Origin of the sequence: Brevundimonas albigilva (assembly GCF_023573565.1) — a bacterium.
Classification (GTDB): Bacteria; Pseudomonadota; Alphaproteobacteria; order Caulobacterales; family Caulobacteraceae; genus Brevundimonas; species Brevundimonas albigilva.
The window spans coordinates 103756-117282 of the sequence record NZ_CP097649.1; the positions used below are offsets into that span (position 1 = coordinate 103756).

The 13527-nt window shown below is 70.9% G+C and carries 16 protein-coding genes; 12 read left to right on the plus strand and 4 right to left on the minus strand.

All coding sequences use genetic code 11. From position 1 onward, the window contains the following. Positions 1-20: 20 nt before the first annotated feature. On the minus strand, positions 21-707 hold the full coding sequence (gene fzlA / locus M8231_RS00575) for an FtsZ-binding protein FzlA (protein ID WP_250202020.1): 687 nt from the start codon (positions 705-707) through the stop codon (positions 21-23). A 44-nt stretch (positions 708-751) separates the two neighbouring features. Further along, complete coding sequence (locus tag M8231_RS00580; RefSeq protein ID WP_250202021.1) at positions 752-1762, minus strand: cation diffusion facilitator family transporter; 1011 nt, start codon at positions 1760-1762, stop codon at positions 752-754. A 120-nt stretch (positions 1763-1882) separates the two neighbouring features. Between M8231_RS00580 and M8231_RS00585 the strand changes: the two genes are divergently transcribed. From M8231_RS00585 to M8231_RS00635, 11 genes are all read left to right on the plus strand, one after another. Further along, positions 1883-3043, plus strand: coding sequence for a citrate/2-methylcitrate synthase (locus tag M8231_RS00585; RefSeq protein ID WP_249751644.1), 1161 nt, complete (start codon positions 1883-1885; stop codon positions 3041-3043). A 23-nt stretch (positions 3044-3066) separates the two neighbouring features. Further along, the gene (locus M8231_RS00590) at positions 3067-3867 is read left to right on the plus strand and encodes an undecaprenyl-diphosphate phosphatase (protein WP_249751643.1); all 801 of its coding nucleotides are present in this window, start codon (positions 3067-3069) and stop codon (positions 3865-3867) included. A gap of 1 nt (position 3868) precedes the next feature. Next, positions 3869-4780 carry a class I SAM-dependent methyltransferase gene (locus tag M8231_RS00595; protein WP_249751642.1) on the plus strand — a complete coding sequence of 304 codons (912 nt, stop codon included), beginning with the start codon at positions 3869-3871 and terminating at the stop codon, positions 4778-4780. Positions 4781-4812: 32 nt separating this feature from the next. Next, positions 4813-5562: a 16S rRNA pseudouridine(516) synthase gene (locus M8231_RS00600; protein WP_249751641.1), complete on the plus strand. Its 750-nt coding sequence runs from the start codon at positions 4813-4815 to the stop codon at positions 5560-5562. Positions 5563-5593: 31 nt separating this feature from the next. Next, positions 5594-6808, plus strand: coding sequence for an NAD(P)/FAD-dependent oxidoreductase (locus M8231_RS00605; protein WP_250202022.1), 1215 nt, complete (start codon positions 5594-5596; stop codon positions 6806-6808). 117 nt (positions 6809-6925) lie between these two features. Then, entirely contained in the window at positions 6926-7564 is a 639-nt protein-coding gene (locus M8231_RS00610) for a phosphoribosylanthranilate isomerase (protein WP_250202023.1), read from the plus strand. Between the two features lie 47 nt (positions 7565-7611). After that, positions 7612-8826: a tryptophan synthase subunit beta gene (gene trpB, locus M8231_RS00615; protein WP_249751885.1), complete on the plus strand. Its 1215-nt coding sequence runs from the start codon at positions 7612-7614 to the stop codon at positions 8824-8826. Next, positions 8823-9296 (plus strand): hypothetical protein, encoded by a 474-nt coding sequence (locus tag M8231_RS00620; protein ID WP_249751638.1) that lies wholly within the window; start codon positions 8823-8825, stop codon positions 9294-9296. Before trpB ends, M8231_RS00620 begins: the two co-directional genes overlap by 4 nt. Next, the gene (gene trpA, locus M8231_RS00625) at positions 9293-10135 is read left to right on the plus strand and encodes a tryptophan synthase subunit alpha (RefSeq protein WP_249751637.1); all 843 of its coding nucleotides are present in this window, start codon (positions 9293-9295) and stop codon (positions 10133-10135) included. The genes M8231_RS00620 and trpA overlap by 4 nt, the downstream gene beginning before the upstream one ends. A gap of 10 nt (positions 10136-10145) precedes the next feature. Beyond that, a complete protein-coding gene (locus M8231_RS00630) occupies positions 10146-11039 on the plus strand; it encodes an acetyl-CoA carboxylase carboxyltransferase subunit beta (protein WP_250202024.1) in 894 nt (297 codons plus the stop codon). Positions 11040-11044: 5 nt separating this feature from the next. Beyond that, positions 11045-12319: a bifunctional folylpolyglutamate synthase/dihydrofolate synthase gene (locus M8231_RS00635; RefSeq protein ID WP_249751636.1), complete on the plus strand. Its 1275-nt coding sequence runs from the start codon at positions 11045-11047 to the stop codon at positions 12317-12319. 13 nt (positions 12320-12332) lie between these two features. Here M8231_RS00635 and M8231_RS00640 read toward each other — a convergent pair whose 3' ends face one another. Next, entirely contained in the window at positions 12333-12518 is a 186-nt protein-coding gene (locus tag M8231_RS00640) for a hypothetical protein (RefSeq protein ID WP_249751635.1), read from the minus strand. A 67-nt stretch (positions 12519-12585) separates the two neighbouring features. Here M8231_RS00640 and M8231_RS00645 point away from each other — a divergent pair, with 67 nt between their 5' ends. Further along, positions 12586-13017 carry a hypothetical protein gene (locus M8231_RS00645; RefSeq protein ID WP_249751634.1) on the plus strand — a complete coding sequence of 144 codons (432 nt, stop codon included), beginning with the start codon at positions 12586-12588 and terminating at the stop codon, positions 13015-13017. Between the two features lie 63 nt (positions 13018-13080). Here M8231_RS00645 and trxA read toward each other — a convergent pair whose 3' ends face one another. Continuing rightward, on the minus strand, positions 13081-13416 hold the full coding sequence (gene trxA, locus M8231_RS00650) for a thioredoxin (protein WP_249751633.1): 336 nt from the start codon (positions 13414-13416) through the stop codon (positions 13081-13083). Positions 13417-13527: the final 111 nt, after the last annotated feature.

The window sequence follows — 13527 nt, forward strand, 5'->3', positions numbered from 1 at the left end:
GGGGGCGGCCTAAGCGGGGGTCAGAAGTCGAGGTCGGCGTAGGTCGCAGCGGGGGCGACGCCGATGAAGCGGTCGGCCAGGAGGGGACGGAAGCAGGGGCGCGACTTGATCTTGCTGTACCAGGTCCTCAGCGCGGGCCAGCCGCCCCAGGACACCTCGCCGAAATAGTCCAGCACGGACAGGTGGGCCGCCGCGATCAGATCGGCCTGGCTGAGCCGGCGTCCGGCCAGCCAGTCGCGCGCCCCGGCCATGTCGTCCAGCAGGGCCAGGTGGCCTTTCAGGGCGTCGCGCCCGGCGCGCAGGGCGCGGGCCTCCGGCGGGCCCAGCTTGAGCAGGGGCTTTTCCATCCGCTCGTGCAGCAGGACGGCGTCGACCTCGTCGGTGAAGCGGCTCTCGAACCAGGTCGTCAGGCGGCGCGCCTCGGCCCGTTCGGCGACGTCGGCGGACAGCAGCAGGGGGGATTTCTGCTGGTCCTCGATCCAGCCCAGGATCGCCGGCAGTTCGCACAGCGTCAGGTCGCGCCCCCGGTCCGCGGTCTGGATCACCGGCGGCATGCCCGACGGATTCAGCGCGCCCAGGGGACAGTCCGGCTCCCAGGGCCGGACGGGGGTGTCGGTCCAGTCGATGCGCGCCTCTCCCAGCGCCAGGCGCGCGGCGCGCGAAGCGGGATGGAAGGCGAAATGATAGAGAACGCAGGGCTGGGCCATCGTCGCTAGATGCGCCGACACCCGTTAAACGCGCGTTTACCGCGTCAGGACCACGGCCCCTTCGGCGCGGCGGGCGCCTGGACCGCTTCGACGGGGACGTCGGGCTCGGGCGGCGCCACGTCCCGGTGTTCGGCCGGCGCCTCGGCATGGACGCCGCCGTGGGCCTGGCCCACGCCGCGCGGATCGGCGTGGATCAGGATGTCGGCTGTCGGATAATGGCTGAGCACCCGCGTCTCGGCCTCGACCACGATGGCGTGGGCGGCCTCCAGCGTCAGGGCGGGATCCAGGTCGACGTGCATCTGGATCATCATCACCTGACCCGCCATGCGGGTGCGCAGCTGGTGCACCCCCGAGATGCGCGGGTCCTCCAGCACGGCGCGCGTGATGGCGGCCAGGTCCTCCGCGGGCGTGGCCCGGTCCAGCAGGTGGTCGGCCGCCGCGCGCAGCATTCCGACCGCCCCCCAGAACAGCCAGACCGCGACCACCAGGCCGGCCGCGGCGTCCAGCCCCGGCGCGCCCAGGAAGGCGCCCGAGACCACCCCCACCAGCACCACCGCATTGGCGGCCAGATCGGCGGCGTAGTGCGCCCGGTCGCCCGCGACGGCCAGGGAGCCGGTCTTCCTGAGCGCGCGCGTCTGCATCGCCACCAGGCCCGCGGTGATCAGGATCGAGACGACGACCACGCCGGTCGCCCAGGCGCCGGCGGTGACGGGACGGGGGTCCATCACCCGCTGCAACGCCTCCCAGCCGATGAAGACGGCCGAGGCGAACACCAGCCCGGCCTGGACCAGGGCGGCCAAGGCCTCGCCCTTGCCGTGGCCGTAGCGATGTTCGGAATCCGGCGGGGCGGCGGCCCATCGCACGGCGAAGAATGTCGCCAGGGACGCCGCCAGGTCCAGGGCGGAATCGGCCAGGCTGGCCAGGATGGAGACCGAACCGGAGGCGCCCAGGGCGAAGGCCTTGAGCGCGATCAGCACCACCGCGACGGCGACGGACAGCCGGGTGATCCGCCGCGTGGCGAGATGGGCGTCGTCGAGGGGGGCGGGCGTCGTCATGGTCTCGACCTTGTCGCGCAATCGCCGTCGAAAGCCAACCGACGCCGCGCGCGCGTTAGGGTTAAAGACATAAAACGCCGCTATGTCGTTTCCCGTCATTCGATCACGGGGGCGAACGCCATGGACGAGGATCGGCGCTGGATCGACCGCCACGAGGCCCTGACACGGTTGGGCGTCAAGGCGCAGACGCTGTACGCCTACGTCAGCCGGGGCCGCATCGCCGCCCGGCCGGACCCCGCGCATCCCAGGCGAAGCCTCTACGCGGCCGCCGACGTGGCGCGGTTGTGCGGCGCGGACACGCAAGACGCCGCGACGGCCCGACCGGCGCAGGGCGCCGCGGCGCGGGGCGAGGCGGACCTGACCTCCTCGGTCTCGCTGTTCGCGGGCGGGCGCCTGTTCTATCGCGGCCTGGACGCCATCCAGCTGGCCGAACAGGCGACGGTGGAGGATGTGGCGCGCCGGCTGTGGGACGCGCGGCCGGACGACTGTTTCGCCGGGCTCAAGCCGCGCATCGATCCGATCGTCGGCGGGGCCACGCGCCGGCGCATCCTGGCGGTGCTGGGGCGGCGCCTGACCGAGGATCGGTCCATGCGCGCCCACGATGTCCCCAGCCTCAAGCGCGAGGCCGGCGCGCTGCTGAACGAAGTGGTCGACAGCGTCTCCGGCCCGGGGCCGCGCCTCTATTTCCACCAGCGCCTGGCGCGGGGCCTGAAGGCGCCCGAGCGCGACAGCCATCTGCTCCGCCGCGCCCTGATCCTGGGCGCCGAGGCGGGGCTGAGCGACGCCGTGCTGGCGACCCGGACCGCGGCGGCCGGCGGCGCCCCGTTGGCCGGGGCCGTCCTGGCGGGCCTGACGACGCTGGAAGGCTCGGTCCTGGGCGCGCTCGACGATGTCGTGGCCTATGTCGGGGAAGCGCGGCGCGATCCCGAAGAGGCGGCGCGGCGGTGGATCGCGCTCAGGGGCTCGCCTCCCGGCTTCGGCGGCTGGAACGTCACGCCCGACGATCCGCGCGCCGCGGCGCTGCTGAAGGCGGCGGACCTGGGCGACGAGCTGGCGGCGATAAGGACCGAGGGCGAGAGGGCCAGCGGCCGCAAGGCGGACTTCGGCCTGGCGCTGGCGCTGATCTCGCGTCGCCTGGAGCTGGGACCGACGGGCGCGGGCGATCTTCTGATGCTGGGTCGGCTGATCGGCCTGATCGCCCATGCGCTGGACCAGGTCATCGACGGCTCGCCTATCCGGGCGCGCATGCGCTATGTGGGGCCCGAACCGGGCGCGAACTGATCCCGGTCTTCAGCGGGATCTTCATGTCGGACTGGCTTGCGGCGATCATTCTGGGTCTGGTCGAGGGACTGACCGAGTTCATTCCGGTGTCCTCCACCGGCCACATGCTTCTGCTGGGCCATTTCATGGGCTTCGAGAGCGCCGGCAAGACCTTCGAGATCGTCATCCAGCTGGGCGCCCTGCTGGCCATCGTCAGCGTCTATTTCCGCCGGCTGTGGACGCTTGCGACGCGCTGGCCGTTCGACCCCGAGGCCCGCCGCTTCCTGATCGGCCTTTTGGTCGCCTTCGCCCCGGCGGTGGTGATCGGCTTTCTGGCCTATGACTTCATCAAGACGGTGCTGTTCGAGACGCCCCAGGTCATCTGCGTCGCCCTGATCGTCGGCGGGGTGATCCTTTTGGCGCTGGACCGGATGGACAAGCGGCCCCGGTGGCTGGACGCCAGCGCCTATCCGATGCGGGTCTATTTCCTGATCGGCCTGTTCCAGTGCCTGGCGATGATTCCCGGCGTGTCGCGCTCGGGCGCGACCATCGCCGGCGGACTGCTGCTGAAGACCGACAAGCGGTCGGCGGCCGAGTTCAGCTTCTTCCTGGCCCTGCCGACCATGGGCGCGGCGGTGGCCTACGACCTGTTCAAGAACCGGGCGGTGCTGGATTTCAGCGACATCGGCCTGATCGTCGTAGGCTTCCTGGTGGCGTTCGTCTCGGCCCTGGCGGTGGTGCGCTTCCTGCTGGACTTCGTGTCGCGACGCGGCTTCGCCCCGTTCGCCTGGTGGCGGATCGTGGTCGGCGTGGCGGGCCTGGCGCTGCTGCAGGCCGGATTCTGAGATGACCGTGCTGCTGTACGGCCGGCCGCCGGCGGTGTTCGACCCGCCCGGCGACGCGACCCAGACCTCGCCGCTGATCCCGGAGTCGGCCGCCCTGGAGGCGCAGGCGCCCGGATCGGCGGACGCCGTGATGATCTACGCGCCGCCGGGCGTGCTGGAACGACGCTACGTCCTGGCGCTGGCGCTGCGAGCGCTCAAGGCCGGCGGGCGACTGGACGTCATGGCCCCCAAGGACAAGGGCGGTTCGCGGCTGGGCAAGGAGCTGAAGGCCTTCGGGGTCGAGGTCGCCGAGACGGCCAAGGCGCACCACCGGCGCTGCGTCGTCATCCGCCCCCGGACGGCCGATGGACTGGACGCGGCGATCCAGGCGGCGATCCAGGCGGGCGGCCCGCAGATCGTGCCGGGGCTGGAGGCCTGGTCGCAGCCGGGCGTGTTCGCCTGGGACCGGATCGACCCGGGCACCGCCCTGCTGGCCGACCACCTGCCGCCGATGAAGGGGGAAGGCGTCGACCTGGGCTGCGGCTACGGCGCCCTGGCGACGGTGGTGCTGCGCTCGCCCGAGGTCACGAAGCTGAAGCTGGTGGATCTGGACCGCCGCGCCATCCAGGCCGCCCGCCGCAACATCGAGGACGCCCGCGCCAAGGTGTGGTGGTCCGACGCGCGCACGCTGGAGGCGCGGGGCGACAAGGATTTCGTGGTCAGCAATCCGCCCTTCCACGACGGGGGCGCCGAAGACCGTCGGCTGGGCCAGGCCTTTGTCAGGAAGGCGGCGGAGCTGCTGAAGAAGGGCGGAACGGCCTGGATCGTCGCCAACCGGCACCTGCCCTATGAGGCCGAACTTGACGCGGCGTTCACGCGGGTTCGGCTGGTCGCGGACGCCGGCGGCTACAAGCTGTTCGAGGCGGTGAAGTGACCGCGCCCAAGCAGCCCGCAGGGCGATAGCGCATGAGAAAAATTCCGACCTCTCGCGTCGATCGCCTGCTCGGCTCGATGGGCTATGGCTCGCGCGCGGAGATGGCGCGCATGGCCAAGGCCGGCGGCGTCGTGCTGGACGGCGCGGACCTGACGGACGTGTCGAAACGCATCGCGGTCACCCCCGACCTGCCGTCGCGGATGGACATCGACGGCGAGCCGCTGGACCCCGTTCCGGGCCTGGTGCTGATGCTGAACAAGCCGCTGGGCATGACGTGCTCGCACAAGGAAGAGGGCGCGCTGGTCTATGACATCCTGCCCGACCGGTGGCGCAGGCGCGATCCGGCCATCTCGACCATCGGACGGCTGGACAAGCAGACCACGGGGCTCTTGCTGCTGACCGACGACGGCGACCTGCTGCACCGGGTGATCTCGCCCCGCCGTCATGTGGCCAAGGTCTATCGCGCCGCGCTGGCGCGACCGCTGGTCGGGACGGAAGCCGCCCTGTTCGCCTCGGGCGAGCTGGTTCTGGAAGGCGAGGACAAGCCCCTGGCCCCCGCCGCGCTGGAGGTGGTGTCGCCGACCGAGGCGCTGCTGACCGTGACCGAGGGCCGTTATCACCAGGTGCGGCGCATGTTCGCGGCCGTCGGCAACCATGTCGAGGCGCTGCACCGCGAGCGTATGGGCGGGCTGACCCTGCCGCCCGACCTGGCGCCCGGCCAGTGGCGGCTGCTGACGCCGGAAGAAATCGGTTCGATCTTCACGGAACCGACCGCTCCCTGATGATCTATGGCTCCGCTGGAGGGGAGCGATCATGGCCGGGGCCACCACCAAGAGGGATCTGCGAACGGGGCGCTCGCTCTGGGCGGACAGCCCGGGGCTGGGCGTCAGGACGCGCCCGCTGACCCAGGCGATCGCGGTCGATGTCGCCATCGTCGGCGCGGGGATCAGCGGCGCCTTCATGGCCCACGAACTGGCCCGCGATCATTCGGTGGCCGTGCTGGATCGGCGGCCGCCGCTGATGGGCTCCACCATCGCCTCCACCGCCCTGCTGCAGTGGGAGATCGACCTGCCGCTGAACGCCCTTGCCGAACGGATCGGCACGGCGAAGGCGCGCCGGGCCTATCTCCGGTCGCGGGCGGCGGTCGAGGCGCTGGAGCGGATCGTGTCGGATGAAGGAATCCGCTGCGGACTCAAGCCCAAGCGGACGCTTTATCTGGCGGGCGACGACTACGGTCGACGAGCGCTGGAGGCCGAGGCCGAAGCCCGGGCGGCGATCGGGCTGGAAAGCCGCTTCGTCCCGCCGGCGGAGTTGCGCGACCGCTTCGACATGGCGCGCACCGGCGCCATCCTTTCGGAAGGATCCGCCAGCGGCGATCCGGCCCGGCTGGCGGCTGGGCTGTTGCGGCGCGCAGGCGAAAACGGCGCGAGGATCCATTCCCCGGTCGAGGTGCTGGAAGCGGTCGGCGATCCCGAAGGCGTCACCCTGCTGACCGACGCGGGCCACGCCGTGCGGGCCAGGACGGTCGTCTTCTGCTGCGGCTACGAATTCCCCAAGGGCGTGCCGACGCCTGGCGCCAAGGTGATCTCGACCTGGGCGATGGCGTCCAGGCCCCGGATGCGATGCCCGGCCTGGCTGCGCGACACCCTGGTCTGGGAGGCGTCCGATCCGTACCTCTATTTTCGCATGGGGCGCGACGGGCGGCTGATCGTCGGCGGCGAGGACGAGCCCTCGGCGACCGCGCACCAGGACAAGGCGAAGCTGAAACGCAAGTGCGAGACGATCACGCGCAAGCTGCGCCGGCTGTTGCCCGACGTGGACTTCGAAGTCGATTACGCCTGGGCGGGCGCCTTCGGCGAAAGCCAGACCGGCCTGCCGCAGATCGGGCCGGTGAAGGGCATGGAGCATGTCCACGCCGTCATGGGGTTCGGCGGCAACGGCATCACCTATTCGGTGATCGCCTCCGAAGTGGTCGGACGGGCGGTGCGGGGCGAGACCGATCCGGACGCGGACCTGTATCGGCCCTGATGGATTTCGCACGCCCGACGGCTATCTTGACGGCCATGTCCAGCATGTCGTGGCTTACGCTTTCGGCGATGAGACTGCGACGGCGGCCAGGCTGACGGGTGTCGAGGTGATTTCGGTATGACGGCGATCAAGATCTGCGGCCTGACGACGCCGGAAACGCTGGACGCCGCCCTGGATGCGGGGGCGGATTTCGTCGGGGCGGTGGTGTTTCCGCAAAGCCCGCGCCACATCGTGCCGGACAGGGCCGCCAGGCTGTTCGAGCGGGCGCGCGGGCGGGCGAAGATCGTGGCGGTGACGGTCGACGCCGAGGACGCCCTGCTTGACGAGATCGCGCGGACGCTGAAGCCGGATTTCATCCAGCTGCACGGGGCCGAAACGCCCGTCCGCGCCGAGCGGGCGCGCGCCGTGACGGGCGCGGGGATGATCAAGGCCTTGCCGATCCGGCGTGGAGACGACTTCGCCGCCGCCGACGAATGGGATTATCACGCCGATCACCTGATGTTCGACGCCAAGCCGCCCGAGGGGGCCGTGCTGCCGGGCGGCGTCGGACACCGCTTCGACTGGACCCTGCTGGGCGACCGGGTGTTTCGCCATCCGTGGTTCCTGGCGGGGGGGCTGAATCCTGACAATGTCGGCGAGGCGCTCAGGATCACCGGCGCGCCGATGGTGGATGTGTCCTCTGGCGTGGAAAGCGCGCCGGGTGTTAAGGACGCCGGCCGGATCGCGGCCTTCATCCAAAACGCGCGCCGGACGTAATTACGCCGCCTCCCCGGGATTTCGTCCCCTGCGTGAAAGCTGAAGCCGTGAACGCCATCCTGCCCAACACCTACGCCTGGCCCGATGCGGAGGGGCGGTTCGGCCCCTACGGCGGCCGGTTCGTCGCCGAAACCCTGATGCCGCTGATCCATGAACTGGACGCGGCCTACGCCGCGGCCAAGGCGGACCCGGCGTTCCAGGCCGAGCTGGACGGCTTTCTGACCCACTATGTCGGCCGCGAGAGCCCGCTGTATTTCGCCGAGCGCCTGACCCAGCATTTCGGCGGCGCGAACATCTGGCTGAAGCGCGAGGACCTGAACCACACGGGCGCGCACAAGATCAACAACTGCATGGGCCAGATCCTGCTGGCCCGACGCATGGGCAAGACCCGGATCATCGCCGAGACCGGCGCCGGCCAGCACGGCGTGGCGTCCGCCACGGTGGCCGCCCGCTTCGGCCTGCCCTGCACCGTCTATATGGGCGCGGTGGACGTGGAGCGTCAGCAGCCCAACGTCTTCCGCATGCGTCTGCTGGGCGCGGAGGTCTTCCCCGTCACGGCCGGCGCCGCGACCCTGAAGGACGCGATGAACGAGGCCATGCGCGACTGGGTGACCAATGTCGCCGACACCTATTACATCATCGGCACGGCGGCCGGCCCCGCGCCCTATCCGGCCATGGTGCGCGACTTTCAGTCGGTGATCGGCAAGGAGATCAAGACCCAGTCGCAGGCCCAGATGGGCAAGTTGCCCGAGGCGGTCGTCGCCTGCATCGGCGGCGGATCGAACGCCATCGGCGCCTTCCATCCCTTCATCGGCGACGAGGGCGTGCGCCTGGTCGGGGTCGAGGCGGCGGGCTACGGCCTGGACACGCCCGACCACGCGGCCAGCCTGAAGGGCGGCCGGCCCGGCGTGCTGCACGGCAACCGCACCTATCTGCTTCAGGACGACGACGGCAACATCGTCGAAGGGCATTCGATCTCGGCGGGCCTGGACTATCCGGGCATCGGCCCCGAGCACGCCTGGCTGCACGACATCGGCAGGGCCGAGTACCGTTCGGCGACCGACGCCGAGGCGCTGGAGGCGTTCCAGCTGTGCTCCAAGCTGGAGGGGATCATCCCGGCGCTGGAGCCGGCCCACGCCCTGGCGCGCACGGGCGAGGTCGCGCGCGAAGTCGGCAAGGGCGGCGACGTCGTGCTTCTGATGTCCGGCCGGGGCGACAAGGACATCTTCCAGGTCGCCCGTCATCTGGGAGTCGAACTGTGATCCAGACCCTGGCGGCGCTGGCCGCTCTGACCCTTTCCGCCGCCTCGCCGACCCCGGCGGCGGCGTTGGCCCAATCGACGCAGAGCCCGCCAGCGGAAGCCCAGCCGACGGCCGCCGACCTCGTCCTGCCGGGGGCGACGGCCGCCCCGGACTGCGGGCCGCGACCGGAACTTTCCAACATCGCCTTCTGCGTCACGGCGCCCCTGTCGGCGATCGGGGGCTTGGGCGACGCCTATTTCGCCAGGTTCCAGGCGCTGGGCTGGCTTCCGGCGGACGGCGACGACAATCGGGTGATCTTCATCCGGCGGCGAGAGGCCGGCGGCTGCGACGGCCTGCAGATGCTGGCCTTCTACGACCAGGACAAGCCGACGACCGGGACCGAGCCCGGCTATCTGGCCTTCGCCGCCGTGCCCGGCGACGTCTGCGCGTCCGCGCCTTCCGCCACGCCTCCAGCCTCCGAGCCGCAATGACCACCGCCCGCATCGACGCCCGCTTCAACGCCCTGAAGGCCGAAGGCCGCGCCGGCTTCGTCGCCTATGTGATGGGCGGCGACCCCGACGGCGACCAGGCGCTGGACATCCTGAAGGGCCTGCCCGCAGCCGGGGCCGACATCATCGAACTGGGCTTTCCCTTCAGCGATCCGATGGCCGAGGGGCCGCCGATCCAGAAGGCGGCGCTGCGCGGTCTGAAGGCCGGCTTCGGCCTGGGCGCGACGCTGGAACTGGCGCGCGCCTTCCGCCAGGGCGACGCCGACACCCCCGTCATCCTGATGGGTTATCTGAACCCGATAGAGAACCTGGGCTATGACGCCTTCGCCCAGCGGGCGGCCGCCTGCGGCGTCGACGGCGTGATCGTGGTGGACTGCCCGCCCGAAGAGGCCGCGCCGCTGGTCGAGGCGCTGGACAAGGCGTCCCTGTCGCTGATCCGCCTGGCCACGCCGACGTCTGACGACGCGCGCCTGAAGGTCGTCGCTCAGGGCACGTCGGGCTTCGTCTATTATGTCTCGGTCGCGGGCGTCACCGGCGTCAAGGAAGCCGAGGCGGCCGCCGTCGCTCCGGCGGTGGAGCGGGTCAGGCGCGCCTCGGGCCTGCCCGTCGCGGTCGGCTTCGGCGTCAAGACGCCAGAACGCGCCGCCGAGATCGCCCGCGTCGCCGACGCCGTGGTCGTGGGTTCGGCCCTGGTGGACGAGGTCGCCGCGGCCCTGGAGGCGAACGAAGCGGTCGCGCCGCGCGTTCTGGCCAAGGTCAAGGCGCTGGGCGACGCGGTTCGGTCCGCGGCCTCTAGTGCGTCCGTCGCGGAAACCGTCTAAAGGGCCAGCCATGGTCGACAAGAACAAGCCGCAACAGGAAAAGCGCGGAGGCTGGCTGAGCCGCTTCGCGCCAGGCGTCCGCAAGATCGTCTCGCGCCGGGAGACCCCGGACAATCTGTGGGTCAAGGATCCGGACACGGGCGAGATGCTGTATCGCTCGGACCTGGAGGCCTCGCTGTGGGTGACGCCGTCGGGCCGGCATATGCGGATCGACGCGCCCACGCGGCTGCGCTTCACCTTCGACGACGGCCGCTATGAGGCGATCGACACGCCGGACGTGCCCGAGGACCCGCTGAAATTCTCGGACGGCAAGCCGTACAAGGACCGTCTGAACGCCGCGCGCAAGGCGGCGGGCCGCAAGGACACGATGGCCATCGGCGTCGGCGCCGTGGGCGGCCAGGACGCGGTCGTGATCGTGCAGGACTTCACCTTCATGGGCGGCTCGCTGGGCATGGCGGCGGGCGAGGCCTTCATCAAGGCCGCGCGCGAGGCCATGTCGCGCAAGGCGCCGCTGGTGTGCTTCACCGCCGCCGGCGGCGCGCGCATGCAAGAGGGCGCCCTGTCGCTGATGCAGATGGCGCGCACCACCCTGGCCATCGAGGAACTGAAGACCGCCCGCCTGCCCTACGCCGTGGTTCTGACCGACCCGACGACCGGCGGGGTCACGGCCTCCTACGCCATGCTGGGCGACGTGCACCTGGCCGAGCCGGGCGCCCTGATCGGCTTCGCCGGCCCGCGCGTGATCGAGGCCACCATCCGCGAGAAGCTGCCGCCGGGCTTCCAGCGCGCGGAATATCTGCAGGAGAAGGGCATGGTCGACCAGGTCGTGGCCCGAGCCGACCTGCCGCGCGCCCTGGGTCAGATCCTGTCCATGCTGATGGGCGGAACCCGCCAGGCGGCCTGACGGCCGTGGACCCGATTTCGGAACGGCTGCGCGCCCGCCACCCGCAACGGATCGACCTGTCGCTGGACCGGATGCGGGCGCTGTGCGCGGCGCTGGGCGATCCGCAGCATCGGTTGCCGCCGGTGGTCCATGTCGCGGGCACCAACGGCAAGGGATCGACCGTCGCCTTCCTGCGCGCGATCGCCGAGGCGGCGGGCCTGCGCGTTCACGCCTACACCTCGCCGCACCTCGTGCGCTTCAACGAACGGATTCGCCTGGCCGGAAGGCTGATCGAGGACGAGGCGCTGAACGCCGTGCTGGATCGGATCGAGGCGGTTTCCGGCCAGGCGACCGTGTTCGAGAGCACCACCGCCGCCGCCTTCGTCGCCATGAGCGAGACCCCCGCCGACCTGGCCATCGTCGAGGTGGGCCTGGGCGGGGTGCTGGACGCCACCAACGTCATCGAACGCCCGCTGCTGAGCGTGATCGCGCCGGTCGACTACGACCATGCCGAATTCCTTGGCACGGACCTGGCGGTCATCGCCTCGGAAAAGGCGGGGGTGCTGAAGGCCGGGGCGCCGGCGGTTATAGGCCGCCAGCGCGAGGAGGCCATGGCCGCCATCGAACGGCGCGCGACCGACGTTCGGGCGCGGCTGACGGTGCTGGGCGTCGACTTCGACGCCTGGGCCGAGCGCGGCGGCCTGGCCTTCCAGACGGCGGACCTGTTCATGGACCTGCCGGCGCCGGCCCTGGCGGGAACGCACCAGATCGACAACGCCGCCCTGGCGATCGCGGCGGCGCTGGAACTGGACCTGCCCGAGGCCGCCATCGCGGAGGGCCTGCGCACGGCGCGCTGGCCGGCGCGGCTGCAGCGGATCACGGCGGGGCCCTATGGCGAGGCGGCGCGGGCGGCGGACGCCGAGCTGTGGCTGGACGGCGGGCACAATCCCCACGCCGGGCGGGCGTTGGCCGCCTTCCTGACCGCGCGGCAGGCGCGTGCGCCGCGCCCGCTGGCCCTGATCTGCGGCATGCTGGCGAACAAGGACCAGGGCGGCTTCTTCGAGGCGCTGAAGGAGACGGGCGCGACCGTCTTCACGGTCGGATTCGAAGGCGCCGCGGCCGAACCGAGCGCCCTGGCGGCGGTGGCGCGCGGCCACGGCCTGGGCGCGACGGCGGCCGGTTCGGTCGATGAGGCGCTGAAGCTGGCGCTGCGTCTGGGGGCAGGTCGCGTGGCCATCTGCGGCTCGCTGTATCTGGCCGGCGAGGTGCTGGGCTCCAGTCGCGAGACCTGGCCGGATTGACGGTCCGCCGTCCCTATTTGCTCATCCACGGGCGCGACTTGCCCGCATCGATCTTGGCGTTCTGCTCGCGCTGGAACCGGCCGCCGCGCGGCGGCTTGGGCCGGGCGTCGATCTTGGCGGTCTTCAGCCGCAGCGCCTTTTGCGCCGGGGTTTCGCCCGGCACGTCGTCGGCGGGGGGCGTGGGGGCGTCGTCGGTCATGGCTTCGTGTCTATCACGTTCCAGTTAGACTGTATCCAACCGAGGTCCCGCGTGGTGGGATGGCCTCATGTCATCCATCGCGCTGTTCGCCCTTCTGTTCGCAGGCCAGGAGATCGTCGTATCGGCCGTAGAGCCGCGCGCGGCCGATCCCTGGATCCAGTCCGTAAGCGCACGCTGCGGGAGTGAAACCCTGCGCATCGAGGGCTATGGCGCAGGCCGTCCCTTGGACAGGGGCGTCAGCCTCTCGACCGACGGCGCGGATGTGGAAGGCGTCCACGTCGCCGACATGGCGGCCGATCTGGGGCACGTTTCAGCCGCCTATCGCCTTGAGATCACCTGCGGGCGCGACGACGCCTTCATGGTCCGCATAAATCGGGGCGAGGCGGGCATGGCCGACGCTGTTCGATATGAGGTCGCGTCGGCGACGATCCAAGGAAAGGCGCTGACGTCCTATTCAGGCATGCAGCCCGCGAACGCGTCCACGTTCTGGTTCAGGTGACGGACAAAAACGCCCGCCGGTCGAGACACCGGCGGGCGTTCGATCTTCGGCGGAAGCGAAGGATCAGGCGACGGCCTTGACGCCCGCCTCGGCCAGCCATTCGACGATCTTGCCCTTGGGCATGGCGCCGACCTTCATCGAGGTCATCTGGCCGTCCTTGAACAGCATCAGGGTCGGAATGCCCTTCACGCCCAGCTTGGAGGGGGTCATGGGGCTGTCGTCGATATTGACCTTGGCCACCGTGACCTGGCCGCCCAGTTCGTCGGCGATCTGCTCCAGCGCCGGGCCGATCTGCTTGCAGGGGCCGCACCACTCGGCCCAAAAATCCACCAGGACCGGCGTGGACGCCTTGAGGACGTCGGCGTCGAAGCTTTCGTCGGTGACTTTTACCGTCGCCATAGGGGGGCTCCTTGGGGCGCTGGCGCTGCGGCCCGCGGGGGCTCGCGGCGTGAGCGCGAATGAGAGTGGCCGGATTCGTCCGGGTTCGATGGCAGATGTGGGAGCGAATCG